At 60.8% G+C, this 19,927-nt stretch carries 20 protein-coding genes; 10 read left to right on the forward strand and 10 right to left on the reverse strand.

The features are described 5' to 3' along the window. Window positions 1–7 precede the first annotated feature (7 nt). The 5 genes from BJI67_RS15365 to BJI67_RS15385 all read right to left on the reverse strand — a co-directional run bounded on the left by BJI67_RS15365 (window position 8) and on the right by BJI67_RS15385 (window position 5,041). Window positions 8–346: an STAS domain-containing protein gene (locus BJI67_RS15365; RefSeq protein WP_070073787.1), complete on the reverse strand. Its 339-nt coding sequence runs from the start codon at window positions 344–346 to the stop codon at window positions 8–10. Between the two features lie 4 nt (window positions 347–350). Further along, window positions 351–1,346 carry an acrylyl-CoA reductase family protein gene (locus tag BJI67_RS15370; RefSeq protein WP_070073788.1) on the reverse strand — a complete coding sequence of 332 codons (996 nt, stop codon included), beginning with the start codon at window positions 1,344–1,346 and terminating at the stop codon, window positions 351–353. 33 nt (window positions 1,347–1,379) lie between these two features. Further along, complete coding sequence (locus BJI67_RS15375; RefSeq protein ID WP_197513170.1) at window positions 1,380–2,747, reverse strand: OmpP1/FadL family transporter; 1,368 nt, start codon at window positions 2,745–2,747, stop codon at window positions 1,380–1,382. Between the two features lie 82 nt (window positions 2,748–2,829). After that, the gene (locus BJI67_RS15380) at window positions 2,830–3,228 is read right to left on the reverse strand and encodes an acyl-CoA thioesterase (RefSeq protein WP_070073790.1); all 399 of its coding nucleotides are present in this window, start codon (window positions 3,226–3,228) and stop codon (window positions 2,830–2,832) included. Next, window positions 3,221–5,041: an AMP-dependent synthetase/ligase gene (locus BJI67_RS15385; protein WP_070073791.1), complete on the reverse strand. Its 1,821-nt coding sequence runs from the start codon at window positions 5,039–5,041 to the stop codon at window positions 3,221–3,223. The genes BJI67_RS15380 and BJI67_RS15385 overlap by 8 nt, the downstream gene beginning before the upstream one ends. 131 nt (window positions 5,042–5,172) lie before the next feature. On the opposite strand from BJI67_RS15385, the gene BJI67_RS15390 reads away from it, so the two are divergent. Further along, window positions 5,173–5,934 (forward strand): ParA family protein, encoded by a 762-nt coding sequence (locus BJI67_RS15390; protein WP_070074207.1) that lies wholly within the window; start codon window positions 5,173–5,175, stop codon window positions 5,932–5,934. An 8-nt stretch (window positions 5,935–5,942) separates the two neighbouring features. On the opposite strand, the gene BJI67_RS15395 is transcribed toward BJI67_RS15390, so the two are convergent. After that, window positions 5,943–6,452 (reverse strand): protein disulfide oxidoreductase, encoded by a 510-nt coding sequence (locus BJI67_RS15395; RefSeq protein ID WP_070073792.1) that lies wholly within the window; start codon window positions 6,450–6,452, stop codon window positions 5,943–5,945. Between the two features lie 10 nt (window positions 6,453–6,462). Beyond that, window positions 6,463–6,891: a hypothetical protein gene (locus tag BJI67_RS15400; RefSeq protein WP_070073793.1), complete on the reverse strand. Its 429-nt coding sequence runs from the start codon at window positions 6,889–6,891 to the stop codon at window positions 6,463–6,465. Window positions 6,892–7,025: 134 nt separating this feature from the next. Between BJI67_RS15400 and nadA the strand changes: the two genes are divergently transcribed. Both nadA and BJI67_RS15410 read left to right on the forward strand, forming a co-directional pair. Continuing rightward, entirely contained in the window at window positions 7,026–8,108 is a 1,083-nt protein-coding gene (nadA, locus tag BJI67_RS15405; RefSeq protein ID WP_070074208.1) for a quinolinate synthase NadA, read from the forward strand. Between the two features lie 9 nt (window positions 8,109–8,117). Further along, complete coding sequence (locus BJI67_RS15410) at window positions 8,118–9,305, forward strand: hypothetical protein (RefSeq protein ID WP_070074209.1); 1,188 nt, start codon at window positions 8,118–8,120, stop codon at window positions 9,303–9,305. 19 nt (window positions 9,306–9,324) lie between these two features. On the opposite strand, the gene BJI67_RS15415 is transcribed toward BJI67_RS15410, so the two are convergent. Beyond that, the gene (locus BJI67_RS15415) at window positions 9,325–9,549 is read right to left on the reverse strand and encodes a hypothetical protein (RefSeq protein WP_070073794.1); all 225 of its coding nucleotides are present in this window, start codon (window positions 9,547–9,549) and stop codon (window positions 9,325–9,327) included. A gap of 110 nt (window positions 9,550–9,659) precedes the next feature. Between BJI67_RS15415 and BJI67_RS15420 the strand changes: the two genes are divergently transcribed. The 7 genes from BJI67_RS15420 (at window position 9,660) to ispH (ending at window position 15,083) form a co-directional block, all read left to right on the forward strand. Then, entirely contained in the window at window positions 9,660–10,094 is a 435-nt protein-coding gene (locus BJI67_RS15420) for a MarR family transcriptional regulator (protein ID WP_070073795.1), read from the forward strand. A gap of 31 nt (window positions 10,095–10,125) precedes the next feature. After that, window positions 10,126–11,139 (forward strand): HlyD family secretion protein, encoded by a 1,014-nt coding sequence (locus BJI67_RS15425; RefSeq protein WP_070073796.1) that lies wholly within the window; start codon window positions 10,126–10,128, stop codon window positions 11,137–11,139. Beyond that, complete coding sequence (locus BJI67_RS15430) at window positions 11,136–12,647, forward strand: DHA2 family efflux MFS transporter permease subunit (RefSeq protein WP_070073797.1); 1,512 nt, start codon at window positions 11,136–11,138, stop codon at window positions 12,645–12,647. Before BJI67_RS15425 ends, BJI67_RS15430 begins: the two co-directional genes overlap by 4 nt. 135 nt (window positions 12,648–12,782) lie before the next feature. Further along, window positions 12,783–13,256, forward strand: a complete 474-nt coding sequence (locus BJI67_RS15435) for a universal stress protein (protein WP_070073798.1) — start codon at window positions 12,783–12,785, stop codon at window positions 13,254–13,256. Next, on the forward strand, window positions 13,256–13,585 hold the full coding sequence (locus tag BJI67_RS15440) for a hypothetical protein (protein WP_070073799.1): 330 nt from the start codon (window positions 13,256–13,258) through the stop codon (window positions 13,583–13,585). Before BJI67_RS15435 ends, BJI67_RS15440 begins: the two co-directional genes overlap by 1 nt. Continuing rightward, on the forward strand, window positions 13,582–14,070 hold the full coding sequence (locus BJI67_RS15445; protein ID WP_070073800.1) for an FKBP-type peptidyl-prolyl cis-trans isomerase: 489 nt from the start codon (window positions 13,582–13,584) through the stop codon (window positions 14,068–14,070). Before BJI67_RS15440 ends, BJI67_RS15445 begins: the two co-directional genes overlap by 4 nt. 68 nt (window positions 14,071–14,138) lie before the next feature. Next, complete coding sequence (gene ispH / locus BJI67_RS15450; RefSeq protein WP_070073801.1) at window positions 14,139–15,083, forward strand: 4-hydroxy-3-methylbut-2-enyl diphosphate reductase; 945 nt, start codon at window positions 14,139–14,141, stop codon at window positions 15,081–15,083. 108 nt (window positions 15,084–15,191) lie between these two features. On the opposite strand, the gene BJI67_RS18040 is transcribed toward ispH, so the two are convergent. Together BJI67_RS18040 and BJI67_RS15460 are read right to left on the reverse strand one after the other, a co-directional pair. After that, the gene (locus BJI67_RS18040; protein ID WP_083250942.1) at window positions 15,192–15,659 is read right to left on the reverse strand and encodes a type IV pilin protein; all 468 of its coding nucleotides are present in this window, start codon (window positions 15,657–15,659) and stop codon (window positions 15,192–15,194) included. Then, entirely contained in the window at window positions 15,659–19,915 is a 4,257-nt protein-coding gene (locus tag BJI67_RS15460; RefSeq protein WP_156782173.1) for a pilus assembly protein, read from the reverse strand. Before BJI67_RS15460 ends, BJI67_RS18040 begins: the two co-directional genes overlap by 1 nt. Between the last annotated feature and the right edge of the window lie 12 nt (window positions 19,916–19,927).

Genomic DNA, 19,927 nt, shown 5'->3' on the forward strand with positions numbered 1-19,927 from the left:
CCCCCTGTCAACCATAGGGTTCTTCCTCTCGTGGTTCGACCAATTGCAGGCCGGGATGACTCAATGCACCCACCCGGTACAGCGAGTGGGCAAGGTTTTGCGGTGCATGGCGCACGACCACCGTGCGGCCCGAATCGGCCAGGCCGCGAAGCCGCTCGAGCAGTCCGATGACGGCGGTTGCATCGAGCAGATCCAGCTCGGCCAGATCCAGCGTGATATTCCCCATCACGTCCGCCTGAAGCTCTGCCGCAAGACATTCGAGGAACCCCGGCAGGTCGCGCGCGACCAGTTCGCCCTGCAGATGCAGGATACCGTCTGCGTCGCGCCGAACCAGGAACGCCGACACCGGCTCAGCGTGCCAGATCGACCACCACGCGCCCTTGCTGCACGCCCTGCATCACCCGCTCGAACACCGCGGGCAGACCCTCGAGACCGACCGTGTCGGCGATACTGTCGATCAATTTGGGGGGACGCAAGTCGCCGGCCATGCGTGCCCACACGGCGCGCCGCAAGGCGGGTGGGCAGTCGACGGAATGGATGCCGAGCAGGCTCACGCCGCGCAGGATGAAGGGCAGGACCGTGGTGTTGAGTTCGGTACCCGCGGCCAGTCCCACGGCGGCGATGTTGCCGTAGGGGCGCACGCTGCGCGTCAGCCAGGCAAGCACCGCCCCGCCGAGGGTGTCGACCGCGCCGCCCCATTGGGCCGATTCCAGCGGCCGCTCGCCCAGCGCAAGGGTGTGCCGATCGAGCACGGCTGCGGCACCCAGCTCGCGCAGGTAGGGTGCGGATTCCGGCTTGCCGGTGAGCGCGTGCACCTCGTAGCCACGCGCGGCCAGCATGGCCACGGCAAAGCCGCCGACGCCGCCGGTGGCGCCGGTGACGAGGATCGGCCCCAGTTCGGGGGTCTGGTGGTTTTCCTCCAGGCGCATCACCGCGAGCGCGGCACTGAAACCCGCGGTGCCGAGCGCCATCGCCGCATAGGCATCGAGCCCGTCCGGCAGCGGGACGACGCACTCGGCCGGCACCCTCACGAGCTCGGCGTAGCCGCCGTCGCGCGTCTCGGACAACCCGCAGCCGGTCACCACCACGGCGTCGCCGGGCGCGAAGCCGGCGTCGTCGGACGAAACGACTTCGCCGGCCACGTCGATGCCGCCGATCAGCGGGAAGCGGCGCAGGATGCGCCCGCGTCCAGTGCCGGCGAGCGCATCCTTGTAGTTGACCCCGGAATAGCGGCCGCGGATCACCACGTCGCCAGGGCTCAACTCGTCGAGCGTCGCCGTTTCGATGCCCGCGCGGATCGTACCCGCCTCGTCACGATGGATGCGAAAGGCTCTGAAACCTGTCATGCAACCTCCCTGCTAATGCTGGGAACGCCGGCCTCAAAAGCGGTAATTGGCCTGTGCCCCGAGCATGTTCACGTTGCCCCGATACTGCCCTGTCAGCGTATTCTGGTATGCACCTTCCGTGGTGTTGTCGATACGGACGTTGCGGAACAGCACATAGGTGTAGCCGACGTCCCAGCTCAGCTGCTTGCTGGCGCGGTAGCCCATGCCGAGCGAGATCCAGGTGCGGTCGCTGCCGGGCAGGCGCGCGGTGCGGTGCTGCGCGTCCGGCACCGGCGTCTGATCGAAGGCCAGGCCCCCGCGCCAGGTCAGGCGTGCATCCTGGCGGAAGGTCAGGCCGACGGCATAGCGCAGGGTATCGCGCCAGCTCTCGGTGGTCAGCAGATCGGGCTGCCCGTTGTCCTTGGTCACCTGCAAGCTGGAAAAGCGGCTCCACTGCGTCCAGGTCAGGTCGCCGCTGAGCGTCCAGCGCCGATCGAGCCGCTGCGACAGGCCGAGCGAAGCGGTGGCGGGCAAATCCAGCGCCGCAGTGGCGCCGGTATCCGCCAGCTGCGGGTTGCCGGCCAGCAGCGCCGGGATATTGCCGTAGGTCACCTGCCCCTTGAGCGTGTGATCCACGGCTGCACGGTAGGCGAAGCCGAGTCGGGTGTCCGCAGACAGGTCGAACACCAGTCCGAGGTTCCAGCCCAGCGCCCAGTCGTGCCCCTTCACCCGTGCGAGACCGTCGACCTGCGGGTTGCCGGGCGTCAGTCCGTAGGCATTGCAGGTGGCCAGGCCGCCAGGCACCTGTCCCTGGGCGGCGGCGCCGTAGCACAGCGAACCGCTATCGACCGCGGAGGTCAGATTGGCGCTCGCGTATTGCGCATCCAGGCCGAAACCGAGGCTGAGCCTGGGATTCACGCGGTAGGACACGGCCGGGTTGAGGTTGATGACCTGCAGCTCGCTGGTGAGGGCATGGTAGCGTCCGAGCCACCCGTCGCGATACTGCGTGGCGAGTCCGTACGGTACGCTGAGACCGAAACCGACGTGCGTGCGCGCGTCCACGGCATGGGTCAGATACAGGTTCGGCACCCAGGCGGACTCGCCGGCGTTGCCGCCCTCGTTGCCGTGGGTGATATTGCCGATGCCCGCGACGCTCGACTGGCCCCCGCTCAGGGTGAAGGTCGGCGCGATGTAGATCACGCCGGTGCTCAACCGGGTGCCAGAAAGATCGCTCATCGCCGCCGGATTGAAGTACAGGGCGCTGGCCTCGCCGTTGCCCGTGGTCGCGCCCGCATAGGCATCGCCAAGACCGGTTGCGTTCTGCTCCGTGATGGCGAAGCCGGCCGCGTCGGCACTCGGCGGCAGCACGCAGACTGCCAGCATGGCCATGGCGCCCACCGACGCCGTGAATGGATGTCGCATCATCGATTTCCCCCTACTTTATTTGTTCAGTTATTACGTCGATTGTTATTCGTTCGCGCGGTGCCGTCGCGGCATACGGCGTTCAGGTCCCGGTGGGAACCGGACGCGGCTTGCCGTGTTCGTCGATCGCCACGTAGGTCAGTTCGGCCGAGCACACATGGATGAACTCCGGCGGTGTGAGGTGGCGATGCACATAGACCTCCACACCGACCCGGATCGAACTCCTGCCGACCTCCTCCACCCGGGCATAGAGACTCACCAGATCGCCGACCTTCACCGGTTTGAGGAATACCAGCCGCTGCACCGCCACCGTCACCACGCGCCCCTGGGCGCGGGCTACCGCGGGAATGCTGCCGGCGATGTCGACCTGGGACATGATCCAGCCACCGAAGATGTCGCCCCCGGCATTGATGTCGGCTGGCCTAGCCGGTACGCGCAGTACGGGTTCCTCTCCTGCCAACAGTTCCTTGCCGTCAGGCATCGCAGTTGCCCTCGTAGAGTCGGTCCAGATCCGCCGCGTGCAGCTTGAGGATACGCACGCGCTTGAGTTTTTGCGTCGGTGTCATCAGACCCGCCTCGACCGTCCAAGGTTCAAGCTGCGCCGCTACCCGGCGGATCTGGGCGTATCCCGGAAAATCGTGCAGGGCCCGGCCGATCCGCTCCTGCAGGCGCCGCTCGACGAAGCGGTCGCGCAGCGATGCCGGGTCGGCGGGATCGACGTCCCAGGCCGCTGCGTAGGCCGGCCAGGCCTCGGCATTGAGCACGACCAGGGCACAGAGATAGGGCCGCCCCTCACCGGCTACCACCACCTGATCGAACAACTCGTCCAGTCCGATCGCCGTTTCCATTTCAGAAGGTGGCACTTTTTCACCGTTGTTGAGCACGATGATGTCCTTGATCCGGCCCGTGATGTACAAGCGGTTCGCCTCGTCCTGGCGCACCTGGTCGCCGGTGCGCAACCATCCGTCCTCACTCAACGTGGCACGCGTCGCCGCTTCGTCGCGCCAGTACCCCTGCATCACGTTCGGCCCGCGCACCTCAAGCTCGCTGTCCGCACCGATGCGCACCTCCACGCCGTCGAGCGGTGCGCCGATGCTGTCGAAACGGTTGTCCGCGGGGCGATTCACGCTGACCACCGGGCTGGCCTCGGTCAGCCCGTAGCCCTGCAGGACCGGGATGCCCAGGGCCGAGAATTCGCGCGCCAGTTTCGGCGACAGCGCGGCACCGCCGCACACCGCAAAACGCAGTCGCCCGCCGAGTTGCGTGCGGATTTTCGCGGCGACCAGACGATCGAGCAGCGGCCAGGACCAAAGCGACGGACGCCAGCCGGCCTGCCCGAGGCTGCGCGTGTAACGCCGCGCACCGACCTCGAGCGTCAGCTCGTACAACCTGCGCGTGAGCGCGGATTTGCGCGCAAGCCCCTTGGCGATGCGCGCATGCAGGCGCTCGTACACCCGAGGGACAGAGATCAGCACGGTGGGCTGTACCGAACGCAAGTCCTCGCCCAGCTGCTGCACCGAACGCGCATAGGCGACGCGGGCGCCATAGAACATCGGGAAGTAATAGCCGCCGGTACGCTCCAGGGTATGCGACAGCGGCAGAAAGGACAGGAACACGTCGTCCTCATACAACGGCTCGACCGCACAGACGGCCCAAGCATTGGCGAGCAGGTTGCCGTGGGTGAGCATCACGCCCTTGGGCCGCCCAGCGGTGCCCGAGGTGTAGACGATGCTGGCCAGGGTATCGGGTCCGGCGCCCGCGCGCTGCGGCTCGCCGTGGCAACCGAAGCTCCATTCGGCGAAGGACTCGAGATGCCGGTCGCGCGCGCCGTCCTCGATTTCGATGTTGGCCAGGCTGACGATGCGCTTGAGCGAGTCGAAACCGGTCTCGACCTCCTGCAGGCGCCGCCATTGCCGACGCCCGTTGACCACCAGCAAACGGGCCTGCGTTTCCTTGACGATATGCGCGACGTTGTCCGGCCGGTCGTCGGTGTACAGCGGCACGGTGACCAGACCGAGCCCCAGTGCCGCCTGATCGAGTACGACCCATTCGCGGGAATTGCGCAGCATCACGGCGACTCTGTCGCCCGGCTGCAGTCCCTCGCGACGCATCGCCGCCTGCCATCGGCCGACTTCCAACGCCATTTCGCGCCAGGTGGTGTCGACCCAGCGCTGACTGCCGGCATCGTAATGGGTGTAGGCCACGCGGTCCGGGGTGCGGCGCACGCGCTCCTGGAACAAGCCGCTGAGATTGCCGGCCTCCTCGGGCCGTATCAGGTCGCTCTGCCGGACCATTGCGCATCCTTGTAATCGTCCCGCCTCTGGCCGGACGGGCAGTCCGCCGGACGGTGTTAGAGTATCGGTCGCCCCGGCCGCTCGAGGCGGCCGGTATAGTGTAACAGTCCCTTCATGCGGTGCTGATCTTCATGCGTACCCTGGCCCTCTACAACCTCAAGGGCGGCGTCGGCAAGACCGTCTCGGCGGTCAACCTTGCCGCGCTCGCAGCCCGCGCGGGATTCAAGACCCTGCTCTGGGACCTCGATCCGCAAGGCTCGGCGGCCTGGTACCTCGGCCTCGACCGCGAGGCGACCGGGGGCATGAAGCGCCTCGCCCGTGGCAGGACGCCGATCGGCGAACTGATCCGGCACAGCCCGGTGCCGGGACTGGACGTGCTGGCGGGCGGACTTTCCAGCCTGCACCTGGAGACGGCCCAGGCCGGACAGCATGCCCTGCTGACGCAGCTTGCGGATCCGCTCGCCGAGGACTACCACCTGCTCGTCTACGACTGCCCCGCCGGGCTTCAGGCGGTCAACGAGGCCGTGCTCGAAAGAGCCGACGTGGTCGCCGTACCGATGATTCCCACCAGTCTGTCGCTCAACACCTACGAGCTGCTCGTGCATTACCTCGCCAAACACAAACTCACGCGCGTCAAGCTCTATCCGTTTCTTTCCCAGGTGGACCGCCGCCGCGGATTGCACCGCACGCTGTGCGAAACCCTGCCTTCACGCATGCACACGCTGCTTCGCGCCAGGATCCCCTACGCCTCGGTGGTCGAACAGATGGGTCCGAAACGCCTACCACTAGCGCTGTTCGCTCCGCACAGTCCCGCCGCGCTGGCCTACGCCGAGATGTGGGCGGAACTGAGCACGCGTCTAAAGCTGGAAGCGCCGATCGCACCACCGACTTAGTCCACCCGCTAGAATCCGGCACGCGCCAGCCAGAGGCGCGCACGCAGACCCCAGCTCGAGGTCAGCCCGACCAAGCGGAAGGCTATCCGCCCGGACGGGCCCAGCACGAAACCTGCCGGTACAGCAACCACACCCCAGCGCCTGAACAGTTCTCCGGTTGGATCCACGATCACCTTGAAATTCAGCCCATGCTGGCGCATGAAGGCGCGCAGTTTCGCTGCGTCGCCGGAATCCAGGGCAATGGTAACCACGGACCAATCGCGCGACACCGACTGCAGGGTACCCAGCTCAGTACGGCAGATCGGGCACCAGGTCGCCCAGAACATCACCAGCACCGGTCGGCCGTGCAGGGCGTCGAGGCTGACGGCGGCACCGTCGGTCGCAACCGCGGCCAGCGCCGGTGCCGCTCCGCTGGCGAGATGGCGCGTCTGCCACAGCGACACGCCGGCATATACCGCAAGCAAGATCGCCGCGTCACGTGCGAGGCGCAGCAGCGTACGCCGCCCAGGACGCTTCAACGCCGCGACATCATCGAATGACCTCGGCCTGTCCCGGACGCGCCTCGAGCCGGCGTCGTTTCGGTCCCTTGCGCGCCGCCTTGCGCACCAGAGGGTCCTCGTCGGCAAGCAGAAGCTGGCGCTGCTCCTCGGTCAGCAGCACGTTACGGGCGATGAAATAGCGCAGGTTGGGATCGCGGTCGGCTACGCACCGGGCCACCTGTTCGGCACTGAGATCCTCACGCCGCGCGCAGGTTATGCGCACCGTCTGATCCGGGTCTTCGATAAGCTGCGCCACCTCGTCGGGACCAAGATCCGCCCGGCGGCCAAAGTAGATTTTTACCAGGCTCCACTGATCGCGGACGAGATGTGGGCGGAAACCGGGGTCAAGATCCGCTGCCAACGCCAGCGTTTTGCGCTCCTCGGTCGAAAGTGCGCGGTAAGCCTGCGCGTAATCCATAAATCCAATCCTTTCCGACGAAAGGCGTCAAATTAGCGCCTGAGCCGCTTTGGGCCAAGCCCCACCATACGGACGCACCAACCCCCATCGGTTACACTTGTTACTGTATGCCCTTACGCGAGGTCGTCCCGCGCATGAGCTTGGCCGAAGCGATACCAGAGATTCCCAACATCATCGTGCCCAGGACCGCCGGCGTCATCGCGCTGGATCCCCCCCCGGCCGGCGCAGAGGCCGCACGCATCACTGCTCGCATCAAGGCGTTGCTGCGCGAACGTGACGCGGTCCTCGTAGCCCACTATTACGTGGACGAGGCCCTGCAGCGCATCGCCGAAGAAACTGGCGGCACGGTTTCAGACTCGCTCGACATGGCGCGGTTCGGACACGAACACCCGGCACGCACCATCGTGGTTGCAGGCGTGCGCTTCATGGGCGAGACGGCCAAGATTCTCAACCCTGAAAAGCGCGTGCTGATGCCTTCGCTGGACGCCGAATGCTCGCTCGATCTGGAATGCCCTGCGGAACGTTTCATCCCGTTTTGCGACGCCCATCCCGATCGCACCGTGGTTGTATACTCCAATACCAGCGCAGCGGTGAAGGCTCGCGCCGACTATGTGGTTACCTCCAGCATCGCCGTCAAGCTGGTGGCCCATTTGCATCGCCAGGGGAAAAAGATCATCTGGGCTCCAGACAAGCACCTCGGGGCTTACGTTCAGGAGCAGACCGGCGCCGACATGCTGATGTGGAATGGCGCCTGCGTGGTACACGACGAATTCCGCGCCCAGGCGCTCGAGCTACTCAAGACACAGCATCCAACCGCCGCCGTGCTGGTCCACCCGGAATCCCCGGCGGCGGTCATCGCGCTGGCCGACGCGGTCGGCTCCACCACTCAGTTGATCGAGGCCGCGCGCACGCTGCCCCAACGCGAGCTCATCGTCGCCACGGATAACCGTATCTTCCACAAGATGCGCGCGGCAGCGCCGGGCAAGACCCTCATAGAGGCACCCACCGGCGGGCACGGGGCTACCTGCCGCAGCTGTGCACACTGTCCCTGGATGGCGATGAATTCCCTGCGCGCTTTGCTGCAGGTTCTGGAAACGGGAGAAAGGGAGATCCACGTGGATGAGACTATTCGCGCCAGGGCGCAACTGGCCACCCAGCGCATGCTGGATTTCGCCCACGACCTCAAGCGCGAGGTCATGGGCCATGGCGACGCCTAAGTGGACACCATGAGCACCGCCCCGGAACAAAACTCTCCGCAGATCACCATCGAGATGCTGCGCAAGCTGGTCCAGGATCTGCCACCAATCGAGCTTGCACGCCTGCCCGTCGACAAGCTGCCGGACCACATCCCTGAAGATATCGTCGAGGAAGCGCCGTATTATTCGCGGAACGCCCTCGAAGGGCTGATCATGGAGGCGAACGCCTACCACCTCTCGCTGCGCGTGCGCCTGCAGGAGTCCATCGGCGACGCCGCCATTACCGCGTTAGACAAAGCGCGATACGCGGGTGCCACGGCGAACATCCGGGTCTTTCGGAATAAGCTGCTCGAACTGATTTCACTGCGACAGGACATCGCGCGCGGGGAACGTCGTGCGGACTTCACTCTGCTCGGCAACAACATCAAGCGCATGAACGATCTGCTGATCGATGTCCGCGCCGAACTGATCGACAGCCACCGCGCACGAGAACTGTTGCGCGAACGCATGCCGCGCGACGAACAGCTACAACCAGCCGTGCGTAAGGCCATCGCCAGACTGGACCAGGCCATCAACGGCATCAACCAGTTACTCGGTCAGTTCTTCACCCTGCGCCTACAGCTTGCACGCCTAGAAATGTCCCGCAAGCGTTCGCTGGTCGAGTCCTTGCAGGAAAAGCGCGAGACCATTCGTCTCGAGCTACAGCAGCTTTCCAAGGAACTCCAGTCCACCGGTGGCCTGCTGCAACGCACCCTGCAGCGCCGCAAGACCCAGGAACAACAGAGCGAGCTGCAGGGGCGAATCATCCAACTGGCGGCGGAACTCAAGAGTGCGGATGTGCCGATCTCGGAAACCGACCTGACTAACTGGCTCGATACCATCGTCGACGCGAGCCTGCACCCCCAAGCCCGCGAATTCGTGCGCGAGCTGCTCAGCCAGGCGCGCACCTCACTCTATTACCTGCTCAATCAGTACTGCATGATGCAGGAGCATTCCGCTCGCCAGATTGCCAGCAATCCCTTTCTTCAAGTGGACCCGCAGAGCGCGATTCGCTACGTGCTCAAGTCCGAGGAGTTCATCCTCATGTATTTCGCGCGCAAACGCGAACAGGCCACCGCCTGGCTGAGCAATGCGGCATTGATCCGCATGGAGGATCTCGACGAGCTGGAAAAGGACCTGGTGCAGGCACTACGCAAGAGCGCACGGTTGCTTGGTTGAACCCACCTCTGGGTTGGGTTCACAGTCCCCGCAAGGACGGCGCTTCCCCCAGCCAGGCGGCCCATTGTGCATGCAAGGTCACATCCACGCCCTCGTCGCGCGCACGCGCCATCAAATGGCGTTGCAAATCATCCAGCAAGGCCGCATCCATCAACTCAGGGTTGAGTGGCAAGGCTGCATGCAACGTGCGGTAGATCAATTTCAACTCCTGCAGGGAATATTTCTGCAAAGCATCCAAACTCATATCTCCTAAGATCTCATAAGTCGTCACATTCTCTTCAACCACGGCACTTGTGCCAATAGCTAGTGCAGGTATAATTAGCTGCCTAATTATTAGCTTTCTTTTACCGAAAGATGAAATCCGATACACACGAACAGTTCGGCGGCCACCTCTCAGAAACGGCCCGCATCTGGCGCAACAAGCTCGACCAGCGCTTACGCCCCCTGGGTCTGAGCCAGGCCAAATGGATGGCCATCATCTATCTCTCCAAGCAGGGCGACGGCCTGATGCAGCGCGAGCTGGCGAACTTGCTCGGTATAGAAGGGGCATCCCTGGTTGGCCTGCTCGATCGCATGGCCCAGGACGGGTGGATCGAACGACGCGAAGTACCGGAGGACCGCCGCTGCAAATCCGTGCACTTGACCGAGCGCGCCCATGATCTCTCGCGCGAGATCAAATCCGTCGCTGCTACGTTACGTGGCGAGCTGCTTGAGGGACTGTCCGCTGAAGAAATTCGTTGTTGCGAGCGCGTGTTGAGTCACATCAAGCAGCGCGCAGCACAAATCTGATTCACGTACACACACGTTCACCGAGGAACGCATGAAGCGCAGCCTGAAGATCGCCGCCGGCGTGGTGGTCGCTGCCGGACTGTTTGCAGCCGGCTATGCCTACTGGCGCCACGGCGAGTATTACCCAAGCACCGAAGACGCCTATGTCGGCGCGCATACGATCAACGTTGCGCCCAGAGTCTCCGGACGCGTGATCGCAGTGCAGGCCCACGATCACGAAAATGTTCACGCGGGACAGGTTCTCTACCGTATCGATCCGACCACCTTCAAACTTGATGTTGATGCAGCGAAGGCGCAATTGCAGCTTGCCAAACAGCAAGTCGCCGCCGAGCAGGCCTCCATCAGCGCGGCAAAGGCCAGCGTCAAGCAGGCAGAAGTCAAGCTAGCCAATGCCGAGTCAAAGGCTAAACGCCAGTTGGCCCTCGCCAAGCGAGGCTATACCAACGCCCAGGCGGTTGAGGACGCCACGGACAACGCCCGCGCGGCCCGTGCCACGCTTGCCGTGGCGCGCGCGGATCTGCAGCAGGCACTGGCCCAGATGGGCCCAGCCGGCAGTGACAACGGACGCATTCAGGCGGCCGAGGCAGCCTTGGGAGTCGCCCAATCCAATCTCGCGGATACCCAGGTCACCGCCAGCTGTGACGGCCAGCTTTCGCAGTTGGATTTGCGTCCGGGTGATTCCGTGACGCAAGGACGCCCCAACTTCGTACTCGTGTGCACACACCGTTGGTGGGTCGACGCCAACTACAAGGAAACCGATCTCGACCGCATACATCCGGGCCAGCCGGCGACCGTGAGTGTCGACATGTACCCAGACCACAACTTCCGCGGCCGCGTGCTGAGCATCAACCCGGCCAGCGGCGCTGCCTTCTCCCTGCTACCGCCGGAGAATGCCACGGGCAACTGGGTGAAGGTGACCCAACGAGTGCCTGTACGCGTCGAAATCCTCGACCCCAACCCCCGCTACCCCTTGCGCGTGGGCACCTCGGCCGAGGTCACAATCAATACGACAGCTAACGACGCGGGCCCCGCCGACAAGCAATGAGTGCGGCCGAAACCAGCGCCCGGGAGCGTCTGCTCATCACCATTGCTGTGATGTCGGCAACCGTGATGCAGGTCTTGGATACGACCATTGTCAATGTGGCCCTGCCGCACATGCAGGGCCAGCTCAGCGCCACCCGCGACCAGATATCCTGGGTGCTGACGAGCTATCTGGTAGCCTCGGGTATCTTCATGCCACTGACCGGCTACTTCACCGACCGGATGGGGCAGAAGCGTTATCTGATGCTGAGCGTCGGCGGTTTTGTACTCAGTTCCGCACTGTGCGGCATATCCACCAATATCGCCGAAATCGTGATCTTCCGCCTCGCCCAGGGCGTTTTCGGCGCTGCTCTGGTGCCTCTGTCGCAATCGTTGATGGTCAACACCTATCCGCTTGAGCAACGCGGACGTGCGATGGCCATCTGGGGCATGGGCGTCATGATCGGCCCGATCCTGGGACCGACTCTGGGCGGTTACCTTACCGAAGTGCTGAGCTGGCGCTGGACCTTCTACATCAATGTACCAGTCGGACTGTTGTCGTTACTGCTCGCCTGGCGCGTCGTACCCGATACCGAGCGTCGAGAACGTCGCATGGATTGGACCGGTTTCCTCCTCATGGGTGTCGCCATCGGTGCCATCCAATACGTGCTAGATCGCGGTAACCAGGATGCCTGGTTCTCATCCAACACCATCGTGCTGCTCTCGGCCATCGCCGCCTGCAGCTTGGTGGCCTTCATCTGGCATGCGATTCGTGCCGGCGAACATGCCATATTCCGCCTCGGCATCTTTCGGGACCGCAACTTCACCACAGCGAGCCTGCTGATCGCGGTATTCGGTCTAGGGCTCTACGGAACGGCCCTGGTCCAGCCGCTCATGCTCGAAGGCCTGCTCAGTTACCCGGCCCTTACCACGGGACTCGTGATGGCTCCGCGAGGCATCGCCAGCATGTTCAGCATGATGCTCGTGGGACGCTTGATCGGACGTGTCGAACCGCGTCTGCTGATAGCTGTCGGCATCGTGCTCGCCAGTGCCGGCGCCTGGGCCATGACACTGTACAATCTCGACATCGACACCTTCTGGTCGGTCTGGCCCATCGTTCTGCAGGGGCTAGGCATGGGACTGATTTTCGTACCGATGTCCACGGTGGCATTCTCCTCGCTGCCTCCGCGCGATTCAGCCGAAGCCGCCGGCCTGTTCAGCCTGTTACGCACCATCGGTTCGGCGATCGGCATTTCCATCGTTTCCACTGTTCTGACCCAGCACACCCAGATCGCGTGGAATCAACTCGGTGGGCACATCACGCCAATGAATCCTGCCGTCGACCACTATCTGCGGAGGCTGGATCTCGGCGCCGACTCTCCCGCATCTGTATCGGTGTTGGGTCAGCTTCTGCATCGGCAGGCTGACATGGTCGGTTTTCTCGATGCCTTCTTGCTGATCACCTGGAGCTTCGTCATTATGCTGCCGCTGGTGCTGCTCATGCGCCGGGTGGATCTGCGCCGCAGTGCCTGAGATGTTTACGGTCCGTACAGTCGCGTCGGCAGGTTAGTAAGGCTATCCTTAAATTTAGATAAATATTTAATCCTGCTCAGGCCTCGCCCGTGTCCCAATGCATGCCCGACCTGATCGCGATGGGGAGTACTTCCCATGTATCACACCATACTGCTTGCCTATGACGGCTCCCGCGAGTGCCGTGTAGCGCTGCGTGAAGGCGCCGAACTGGCGGTGGCCTGCAGCGCCAGCGTGATATTGCTTTCCGTCATGCCCATTTCGCTGGGCCTGTCCATCGGCGAAGGTTTCAGCGCAGGCGACATCCTCACCGCGGATCATGAACGCCAGGTGGCCATCCTCAACGAGGGCGTCACACGCCTACACCAACTCGGTCTCAATGCACAGGGCCGCTTGGTTCTCGGCGACCCGATCGAGCAGATTGTCGCCATCGCCCATGAGATCGAGGCTGACCTTATCGTCCTCGGTCACAGCCGGCGCAGTGGCATTTCGCGCTGGTGGCGCTCCTCGGTCGGTGCATCGCTGCTCGACGAACTCGAGTGCAGCATTCTGGTTGCGCAGGGCAAGGAACAGGATCTCGTGCAGCAGCCGTCGTCTAAGGACACAAACTGATGCCCTACAAACGCAAGGCCCGTGTCCTTTTCCTGTCCGTTGGCGACGAGGCTGAATATGCCTCGGCCTGCGCCAGGCGTCTGGGCGGGGACTGGGTGGACACACGCATAACACGGCCAGGCAACGGCGAGGACGCTGTCGACACAGCTTGGGCAGATTTATTCGTCACCATCGGCCAAGAGCCAGACAGGCTATCGTGCGCCTTGTCGCCTACCACGAGACATGTACACTGGCCGGATTGCGGGCGTGACGAAATCGCGCGCCGCGTCAACGGCATGATCGGCGGCATGCGCATGCTGGCGCGACTCGATCCGGTGGACACGGCATGAACTACGAACCTAAATCTCTCTGTCCGCCGATCGGCCCGAGCAGCCGCGTTAGACTGCATTACGCCATCACACTGGAAAACGGCACCGTCGCCGACGCCACCATGGGTGAGGATCCGCTCGACATCGAAATAGGTACTGGCGCATTGCACCCGAATCTCGAACGCCTGCTCATTGGGCGCAAGGCCGGAAGTACCGACGTGGTCGTGCTGCCGCCCGAACGCGCATTCGGATTGCATGACCCGTCACTGGTTCAAACGATGCCTAGAGAAGACTTTCCGCACGCCATGGCGCTGGAAGTGGGCGCGCTGGTTGCCTTCACCACACCAGGCGGTGACGAAGTCCCTGGGATCGTGCACGAACTCACCGACAATGCGGTCACTGTGGATTTCAACCACCCCTTTGCCGGCCACAGGCTGACCATCGGCCTGCAGATACTGGCCGTTGACGGCTGCCCGCCCGAGGCCTCAGAACAGACTTCAGGGTGACTGCTTGTCGAACGTGCGGTAACGTAAGCGTCCCAGCGATCACTGACAGCCTGCAGGAATACAGCACCATGGACATACTGCTCGCGAACCCGCGCGGCTTCTGTGCCGGCGTAGACCGCGCCATCGAGATCGTAGAACGTGCTCTGGAGGCCTTTGGCGCCCCCATCTACGTGCGTCACGAGGTCGTGCACAACCGCTTTGTCGTGGATGGCTTGCGCGCCAAGGGCGCCGTGTTCGTAGAGGAAATCGACGAGGTCCCCGATGGCGCAACCGTGATTTTCAGCGCTCACGGCGTCTCGCAACTCGTGCGCAAGCAGGCGGAATCGCGTGATCTGACGGTGTTCGACGCCACCTGCCCACTGGTGACCAAGGTGCACATCGAAGTGGCGCGTTTCTCCCGTGAGGGACGCGAGGTGATCCTGATCGGCCATGCAGGCCACCCCGAGGTTGAAGGCACCATGGGCCAGTTCGATGCCAGTGCCGGTGGGCACATGCACCTCGTCGAATCGCCCACGGACATTGCCGATCTGGATATCAAGGACCCCGACCGCCTTGCCTTCGTTACCCAGACAACCCTTTCCGTTGACGATGCCGCCGCCGTCATCGACGCCCTGCGCGCACGTTTCCCTGCGGTCGAAGGGCCCCGTCGCGACGATATCTGCTACGCCACGCAGAACCGCCAGGACGCCGTGCGCTCGCTGAGCGAGGCTTGCGACCTCGTCCTCGTCGTCGGCTCACCGAACAGCTCGAATTCCAATCGCCTGCGTGAACTGGCTGCTAAAGCGGGGATACCGGCCTACTTGATCGATGGTGCCTCCGACATCCGCCGTGAGTGGCTCGGAGAAAGCAGACGAATCGGCATCACAGCAGGCGCTTCCGCGCCCGAAAAGCTCGTCCGAGATGTCATCGCACAACTACTCGCCTGGGGCGCCACCGGCGTTACGGAACTTGCCGGACGCGAGGAGAAAATCACCTTCGGCCTGCCGTCAGCTTTGCGCGAAGCCACCGTTTAGTTTCAGACCGGCATTACATTCGGCGAAATCTCGGTCTTCGCATTTCCATCGCTTACGATGCTCATGTGAAAACTAGTAGCAGCTTAAAATTATCAAACACGCTCAATTTCAGTTGCCCCAGCAATTACTCACGCTTTGGGTAGTACTACTAACGCTTTTGATGCCTAAGGAACTCAAGGAGAAACTACCGCAGGCATCCTGAGCCTGATCCCCCACCGGGTTTGCCGTTAGAGTGAAACTTGTCATCGTGGTATTCACACCATAACTAATGTCGTAATAAGGATTGCTGGCATTAGGTACAACATACACGGTTGTTGAGTACCCCATGTAAGTCAGGCTCGCTGGATAGACGTTATTGGTGCTGTAATATTTTTCCAGTTGGCTGGACATGTTTAGCAGATTGGTGATTGCCGTGGTACGTCTCGAATCCCGCACTTGCTTTAAATAGTTGGGATAGGCGATCGCAGCAATAATAGCCACGATGGCTACTGCGACCATTAGCTCGATCAGGGTGAAACCTCGCGTATGTATCCTATGCAACTCTGCATGTCCGTTCATCATTCTTCCCTGATCCATCACCGTAACTCACGCCAGCTGATTCGGACGTTGGTCCCATTCCCGCCTAGGCCAGTTTGTATGAGCTTGGTATGACCGCTATTGGTGCTGACAAGCATGTAGGTCTTGCCGCCATAAGTGACGAATGCAGGACTACCGACTGCTCCAACCGTAATGCCAGAGAAAATACCTTGCAAAGTCGAAGCATCGAAGGCGCCAATATAGTCGGCGATATTATTGACACTGAATGCATTGAATTCGAGCATGGCACCGTCTGATGGGTCGAGCGCCATGGACCATCCACCATTATTATTTACACCGCAGGTTAAACCTTGCTGGCCCAATATCGTCGTATTGAAGAGGAACACGCCATTTTGAATGGTTGGATTATAAATCACCATTTCGCCTTGGTATGTACTGTTGTATACCAAGTCAAGATACCAGCCATATTGCGTACCCGGCGTACCGTTGTATGTCAAATCAGCCCAGGAAACGGACGTATTAGACGTCTGACGTAACCCAACCTGCACCCCAACTGAGTTGGTGCTGAATGTTTGATTCGTAATGGTCTGCTGCTGCAGGCTATTGCGGTTAATCGTCGGCGGTGACGACAAGTAAGCATATAAAGTGCTTGATGCCGGAACATTTATATTGCTGCTTGTAGTGTACCCGTTGTCCCAGTTGGACATATCCCAATCCCAGATGCCGTAGATACTCTGCACACCTGTAGAGGTCGTATTGGGTACGGAATCATTGGGTACTGAGTCAAGTAGTTGACCTGTGCCGAATTCCACCATTAGACGGTTTTGCGGCTCAGGAGACGGCAGACCCGACGGTATCGAGATGACCTGGATTTTTGTAGTAATCGGCTGAGGCGTGCCCGCCGAATTTACAGCACTGAATAGCGGCGTACCCGTGGAATTACCATAAGTAGAAACATGCCAGTCGGCTGGATTGCTGCTGGTTAGGTTAAATCGCCACACGTTGCCGAAAAGATCACCTGCATAGACGTAGTCGGTGATGTGATCACCGTCCAGATCCGCGGCGGTGACATAACCAATGCCGTCTGGACGACTTTGCGCCGTAGGGTCGTTGGATGGCCCATAGCCAGTACTGATCCAGTACACACTCATGGTGCCAGTGCTTGAGCTAGGGTCAATCAGTCCGATGAATATGCCTGCCTCGCCATTGGTGCTGTTATAACCATTGCCCCAAATAACGCCCCAATCGCCATTGTGGAATCGGCGTATCTGCGGGGTACCGAAGGTATAACCCAGGTCCTGCGCACAGTTGCTGTCGTTCACGCAGGTCAAATTTGATGTCGTCCAGTCGGCTTTTACGATGCTAGCTGCATTGGCCTCGCTGAAATTGGCTGGGTTGTTAATGTCCAGCACAAACAGCTCCTTGCCGCCTGCGCCAAGGCCGCTAGCCAACCAGGTATGCCACGAGCCTCCATAGAACACATCTCCCGTGCCCGGCGTCGCATCAACATAATAGTGATGATTGTACTGAGGATCAGTGAATTGGTTGATGTTGTCGTAAACGCTTTGCGGCACAAAAGCTAATACTTCTTTGCCATCATTGTCTGTATTGTTATAGACGTATTGGCCAGTTGACGAAACGGTATAGCTACCCGCTCGGAATCCATGCAGCATGCCGTCATTTGCCCCGACGTAAACCACATTGGTCCGTGTCTCGTTCGCTTGCTCGAATTGATCGAAAGTTTGTGCACTGCTGCTGTTCTCAGCCTGGTTAGCTGTGGGGTAGAGATCGTCCTTCCAGGTTACTGGCTGCCCCGGGGTACTGGGATAACTTTGCAGCGGGTAGCCGACCCAGACGGGACTTGAGTGGACTATGTCGCCGAGTAACCCTGTCCTGTTGCGTAATGTGCCACCTTGGCTCTCCTCGGCACTACGCGTTCCACGCAGATAGTCCAACCTTTCCTGGCCGAGATTGTCAGCGCCATTGAGCAGTGTTTGCTCAGCACTGCTTAGATCCGACCACTCAAACGCTACACCCTGGGTGCCGCTATCGGTCAGAATCACGCGACTGGAAGGTGATTGTGCGGTTAGCGTATTCGTAGCCTGCCCTTGCGTAGTGGTACCCATGGCCGGACAGGCGCCTCCAGTCAACACGCAGCTTGCGTCCCAGTTAGCCACGGTAGATACATAAGGCTGATTACTTGTCGGGTCGATCAAGATCGGTTCCGCCAACAACTCGCCCCACCAATTCAGGGGATGGTACAGCGCCTGGTAAACCTGGGTACCGGTTTGGATCTGCCCGGCCTTCTGTGTATTCGTCGCAACCGACGAACCGGAACCGGTTCGCGCCACAATCTGATACAAGGTATTTGCGAGCGCGGTGGCGAACTGTTGCGGATTCTGCGCGCTCAGGAAGGCTCCATGTCCATCTATACCCGCATGCCATAGGTCGTCAATATTGGCATTCGCATTGGGTGAAGGCGTCGGCCAGGAAGCCGAGCCGTTCTGCAGCTCGGCATAGACGGCCGCCTGAGCCTGGGATTCAGTAAGCACAACGCCGTTTTTGTTGTAGTACTGTGTGATGTAGTTCTGTACCAATGTGGGTGTCACACCTAAACCAATCGTAAATGTGACCATGTGCTGCCAGAACGCCGGATCTTCTCCGTTGGTCGGCACATCATTGATCATCTTGGGTTGGAGATCCTGCTCCCAGTAGTACATCGCCACGTCAGCAAGCGTGTCAGATACGCTATCCTGATAGGGATTCACAGGGTTATATTGATATTGTTGTCCGTTCGAACCTGTAATCAAAGGACCCTGGGTGCCATCCGCATTACCCACGCTCGGCTTATTGCCGTTCCAAGTACCATCAGTCACCAGCACAGTATAGTTAGCCCGGCAGGTCAGATAATTAGCGTGATTATTGGCCGCCTGCTCGGCATTGCTAGTGCCCCATGGGGCCGACGATCCCGGCTGCTTGCTAATCCATTGCCCCACGCCAGCCAGCGCTTGCCTTAAAGGGGTGTAACCTTGGCCGATAGGTTGCTGAAAGAAACGTTTTAGGAAGCCGGAGCGATTGCCGTTTGAAAGCAAAAATGGCTCGGTTGTGTTGAATTCCGGGTTGCTACTGCTAGACATTTGGCTGATCGTGCCAAAATCCACGCGGAAATTGGTCGGCAACTTCATGAAGGCAATGCTGGCACCGGCGCGTGCCATCAAAATATGTGAGCGGTAGTACTGGTACCAATTGGCGAAATTCTGCATTTCTGCCGTATAACTGCGATCTACCTGCGTCCCATCGCCTTCGATGTAAACATAGTCACCGTCACTTTCTATGTAAGTGTGGTAAGGCAGGGGCGAACTGGGTAAGGCTGGCGGTGGCGTGCAGGTACCCGTATTGCTGTTTGAGTTTGGGCTCAGAGTCGGCGGACAAATTTGCACCTCCTGGAAATAAGCAATATTGTCCAGATCATTGCTGGTAGCTGGTCGCGGGCCAATATAATTCCAGTAAACAGCAGGCCAAAAACCCGTGGTTGCTACACCACCAGTAGCATTCCAGGTAGCAGGAAAGGGCCCAGAATAATAATAGTACGTTGACGACCCCTGAGGGTAGTTGATCACCCAATTCAGCCCATTAGTACCTTTGCTGTTGCCGATATAGCCATTGTTAGTGGTATCGTTGGTAGCGTCTGTGGAATCGTTCCAGACATTTAGTGCACGGATATTGGCACTCGCGTTGTTATCGTTGTAAGGGTTGAGAAAAGCAGCATTCGGCTTGGCGTCCGGCATGACCCACAGATTGACGGTGCTGTCCCAGTGGCAAGTAGGGTTGCCGAGAGTCGCCGTTTGTGTAGGTGGGGTTTGGGTACTGCTTTCCGGGTACGACGCCGGGCAAGCCCAAGGCGTGTATGTGGCAGTAGGGTTGTAGTAGTTGGCATTGACATAGCTGGAACGGAATTGTGCGCCATAGATGTTTCTGGCACTGAACCCTGGAATGATGTCTGGGTAATCACCCGCACCGGAACCGTACACATTCGTACTACCAACCGGGTAGCCATACGTAAAACCACCTATCGATCCCTTGTCACCCAGCCACTCCCACTGCATGGACCCGGAGTCATCGAGCAAAAACATGATATTGGGATCGATACCCTGTTGCACGATGGTCAGCGGCGCTTGTGAAAGCGTCGGATAATTGACCGTTGCATAGGCTCGACCGATGACAGCGAATGCCAAACCTAGCAGCATTGCGACTGCCGTCGGATAGCCACGCGAAATCATCCATCTGCCGTTCATGTCATTACTCCT

The sequence above is a fragment of the Acidihalobacter aeolianus genome, from assembly GCF_001753165.1.
GTDB classification, from domain to species: Bacteria; Pseudomonadota; Gammaproteobacteria; order DSM-5130; family Acidihalobacteraceae; genus Acidihalobacter; species Acidihalobacter aeolianus.

What these genes read in the sequence shown, in the direction of transcription:
- BJI67_RS15380 (WP_070073790.1), bottom strand. Translation starts at nt 3,228, where the DNA reads ATGCCTGACGGCAAGGAACTGTTGGCAGGAGAGGAACCCGTACTGCGC.
- BJI67_RS15420 (WP_070073795.1), top strand. Translation starts at nt 9,660, where the DNA reads ATGAAATCCGATACACACGAACAGTTCGGCGGCCACCTCTCAGAAACG.
- BJI67_RS15425 (WP_070073796.1), top strand. Translation starts at nt 10,126, where the DNA reads ATGAAGCGCAGCCTGAAGATCGCCGCCGGCGTGGTGGTCGCTGCCGGA.
- BJI67_RS15435 (WP_070073798.1), top strand. Translation starts at nt 12,783, where the DNA reads ATGTATCACACCATACTGCTTGCCTATGACGGCTCCCGCGAGTGCCGT.
- nadA (WP_070074208.1), top strand. Translation starts at nt 7,026, where the DNA reads ATGAGCTTGGCCGAAGCGATACCAGAGATTCCCAACATCATCGTGCCC.
- BJI67_RS15430 (WP_070073797.1), top strand. Translation starts at nt 11,136, where the DNA reads ATGAGTGCGGCCGAAACCAGCGCCCGGGAGCGTCTGCTCATCACCATT.
- BJI67_RS15390 (WP_070074207.1), top strand. Translation starts at nt 5,173, where the DNA reads ATGCGTACCCTGGCCCTCTACAACCTCAAGGGCGGCGTCGGCAAGACC.
- BJI67_RS15370 (WP_070073788.1), bottom strand. Translation starts at nt 1,346, where the DNA reads ATGACAGGTTTCAGAGCCTTTCGCATCCATCGTGACGAGGCGGGTACG.
- BJI67_RS15375 (WP_197513170.1), bottom strand. Translation starts at nt 2,747, where the DNA reads ATGCGACATCCATTCACGGCGTCGGTGGGCGCCATGGCCATGCTGGCA.
- BJI67_RS15415 (WP_070073794.1), bottom strand. Translation starts at nt 9,549, where the DNA reads ATGAGTTTGGATGCTTTGCAGAAATATTCCCTGCAGGAGTTGAAATTG.
- BJI67_RS18040 (WP_083250942.1), bottom strand. Translation starts at nt 15,659, where the DNA reads ATGGATCAGGGAAGAATGATGAACGGACATGCAGAGTTGCATAGGATA.
- BJI67_RS15400 (WP_070073793.1), bottom strand. Translation starts at nt 6,891, where the DNA reads ATGGATTACGCGCAGGCTTACCGCGCACTTTCGACCGAGGAGCGCAAA.
- BJI67_RS15385 (WP_070073791.1), bottom strand. Translation starts at nt 5,041, where the DNA reads ATGGTCCGGCAGAGCGACCTGATACGGCCCGAGGAGGCCGGCAATCTC.
- BJI67_RS15410 (WP_070074209.1), top strand. Translation starts at nt 8,118, where the DNA reads ATGAGCACCGCCCCGGAACAAAACTCTCCGCAGATCACCATCGAGATG.
- BJI67_RS15440 (WP_070073799.1), top strand. Translation starts at nt 13,256, where the DNA reads ATGCCCTACAAACGCAAGGCCCGTGTCCTTTTCCTGTCCGTTGGCGAC.
- BJI67_RS15460 (WP_156782173.1), bottom strand. Translation starts at nt 19,915, where the DNA reads ATGAACGGCAGATGGATGATTTCGCGTGGCTATCCGACGGCAGTCGCA.
- ispH (WP_070073801.1), top strand. Translation starts at nt 14,139, where the DNA reads ATGGACATACTGCTCGCGAACCCGCGCGGCTTCTGTGCCGGCGTAGAC.
- BJI67_RS15445 (WP_070073800.1), top strand. Translation starts at nt 13,582, where the DNA reads ATGAACTACGAACCTAAATCTCTCTGTCCGCCGATCGGCCCGAGCAGC.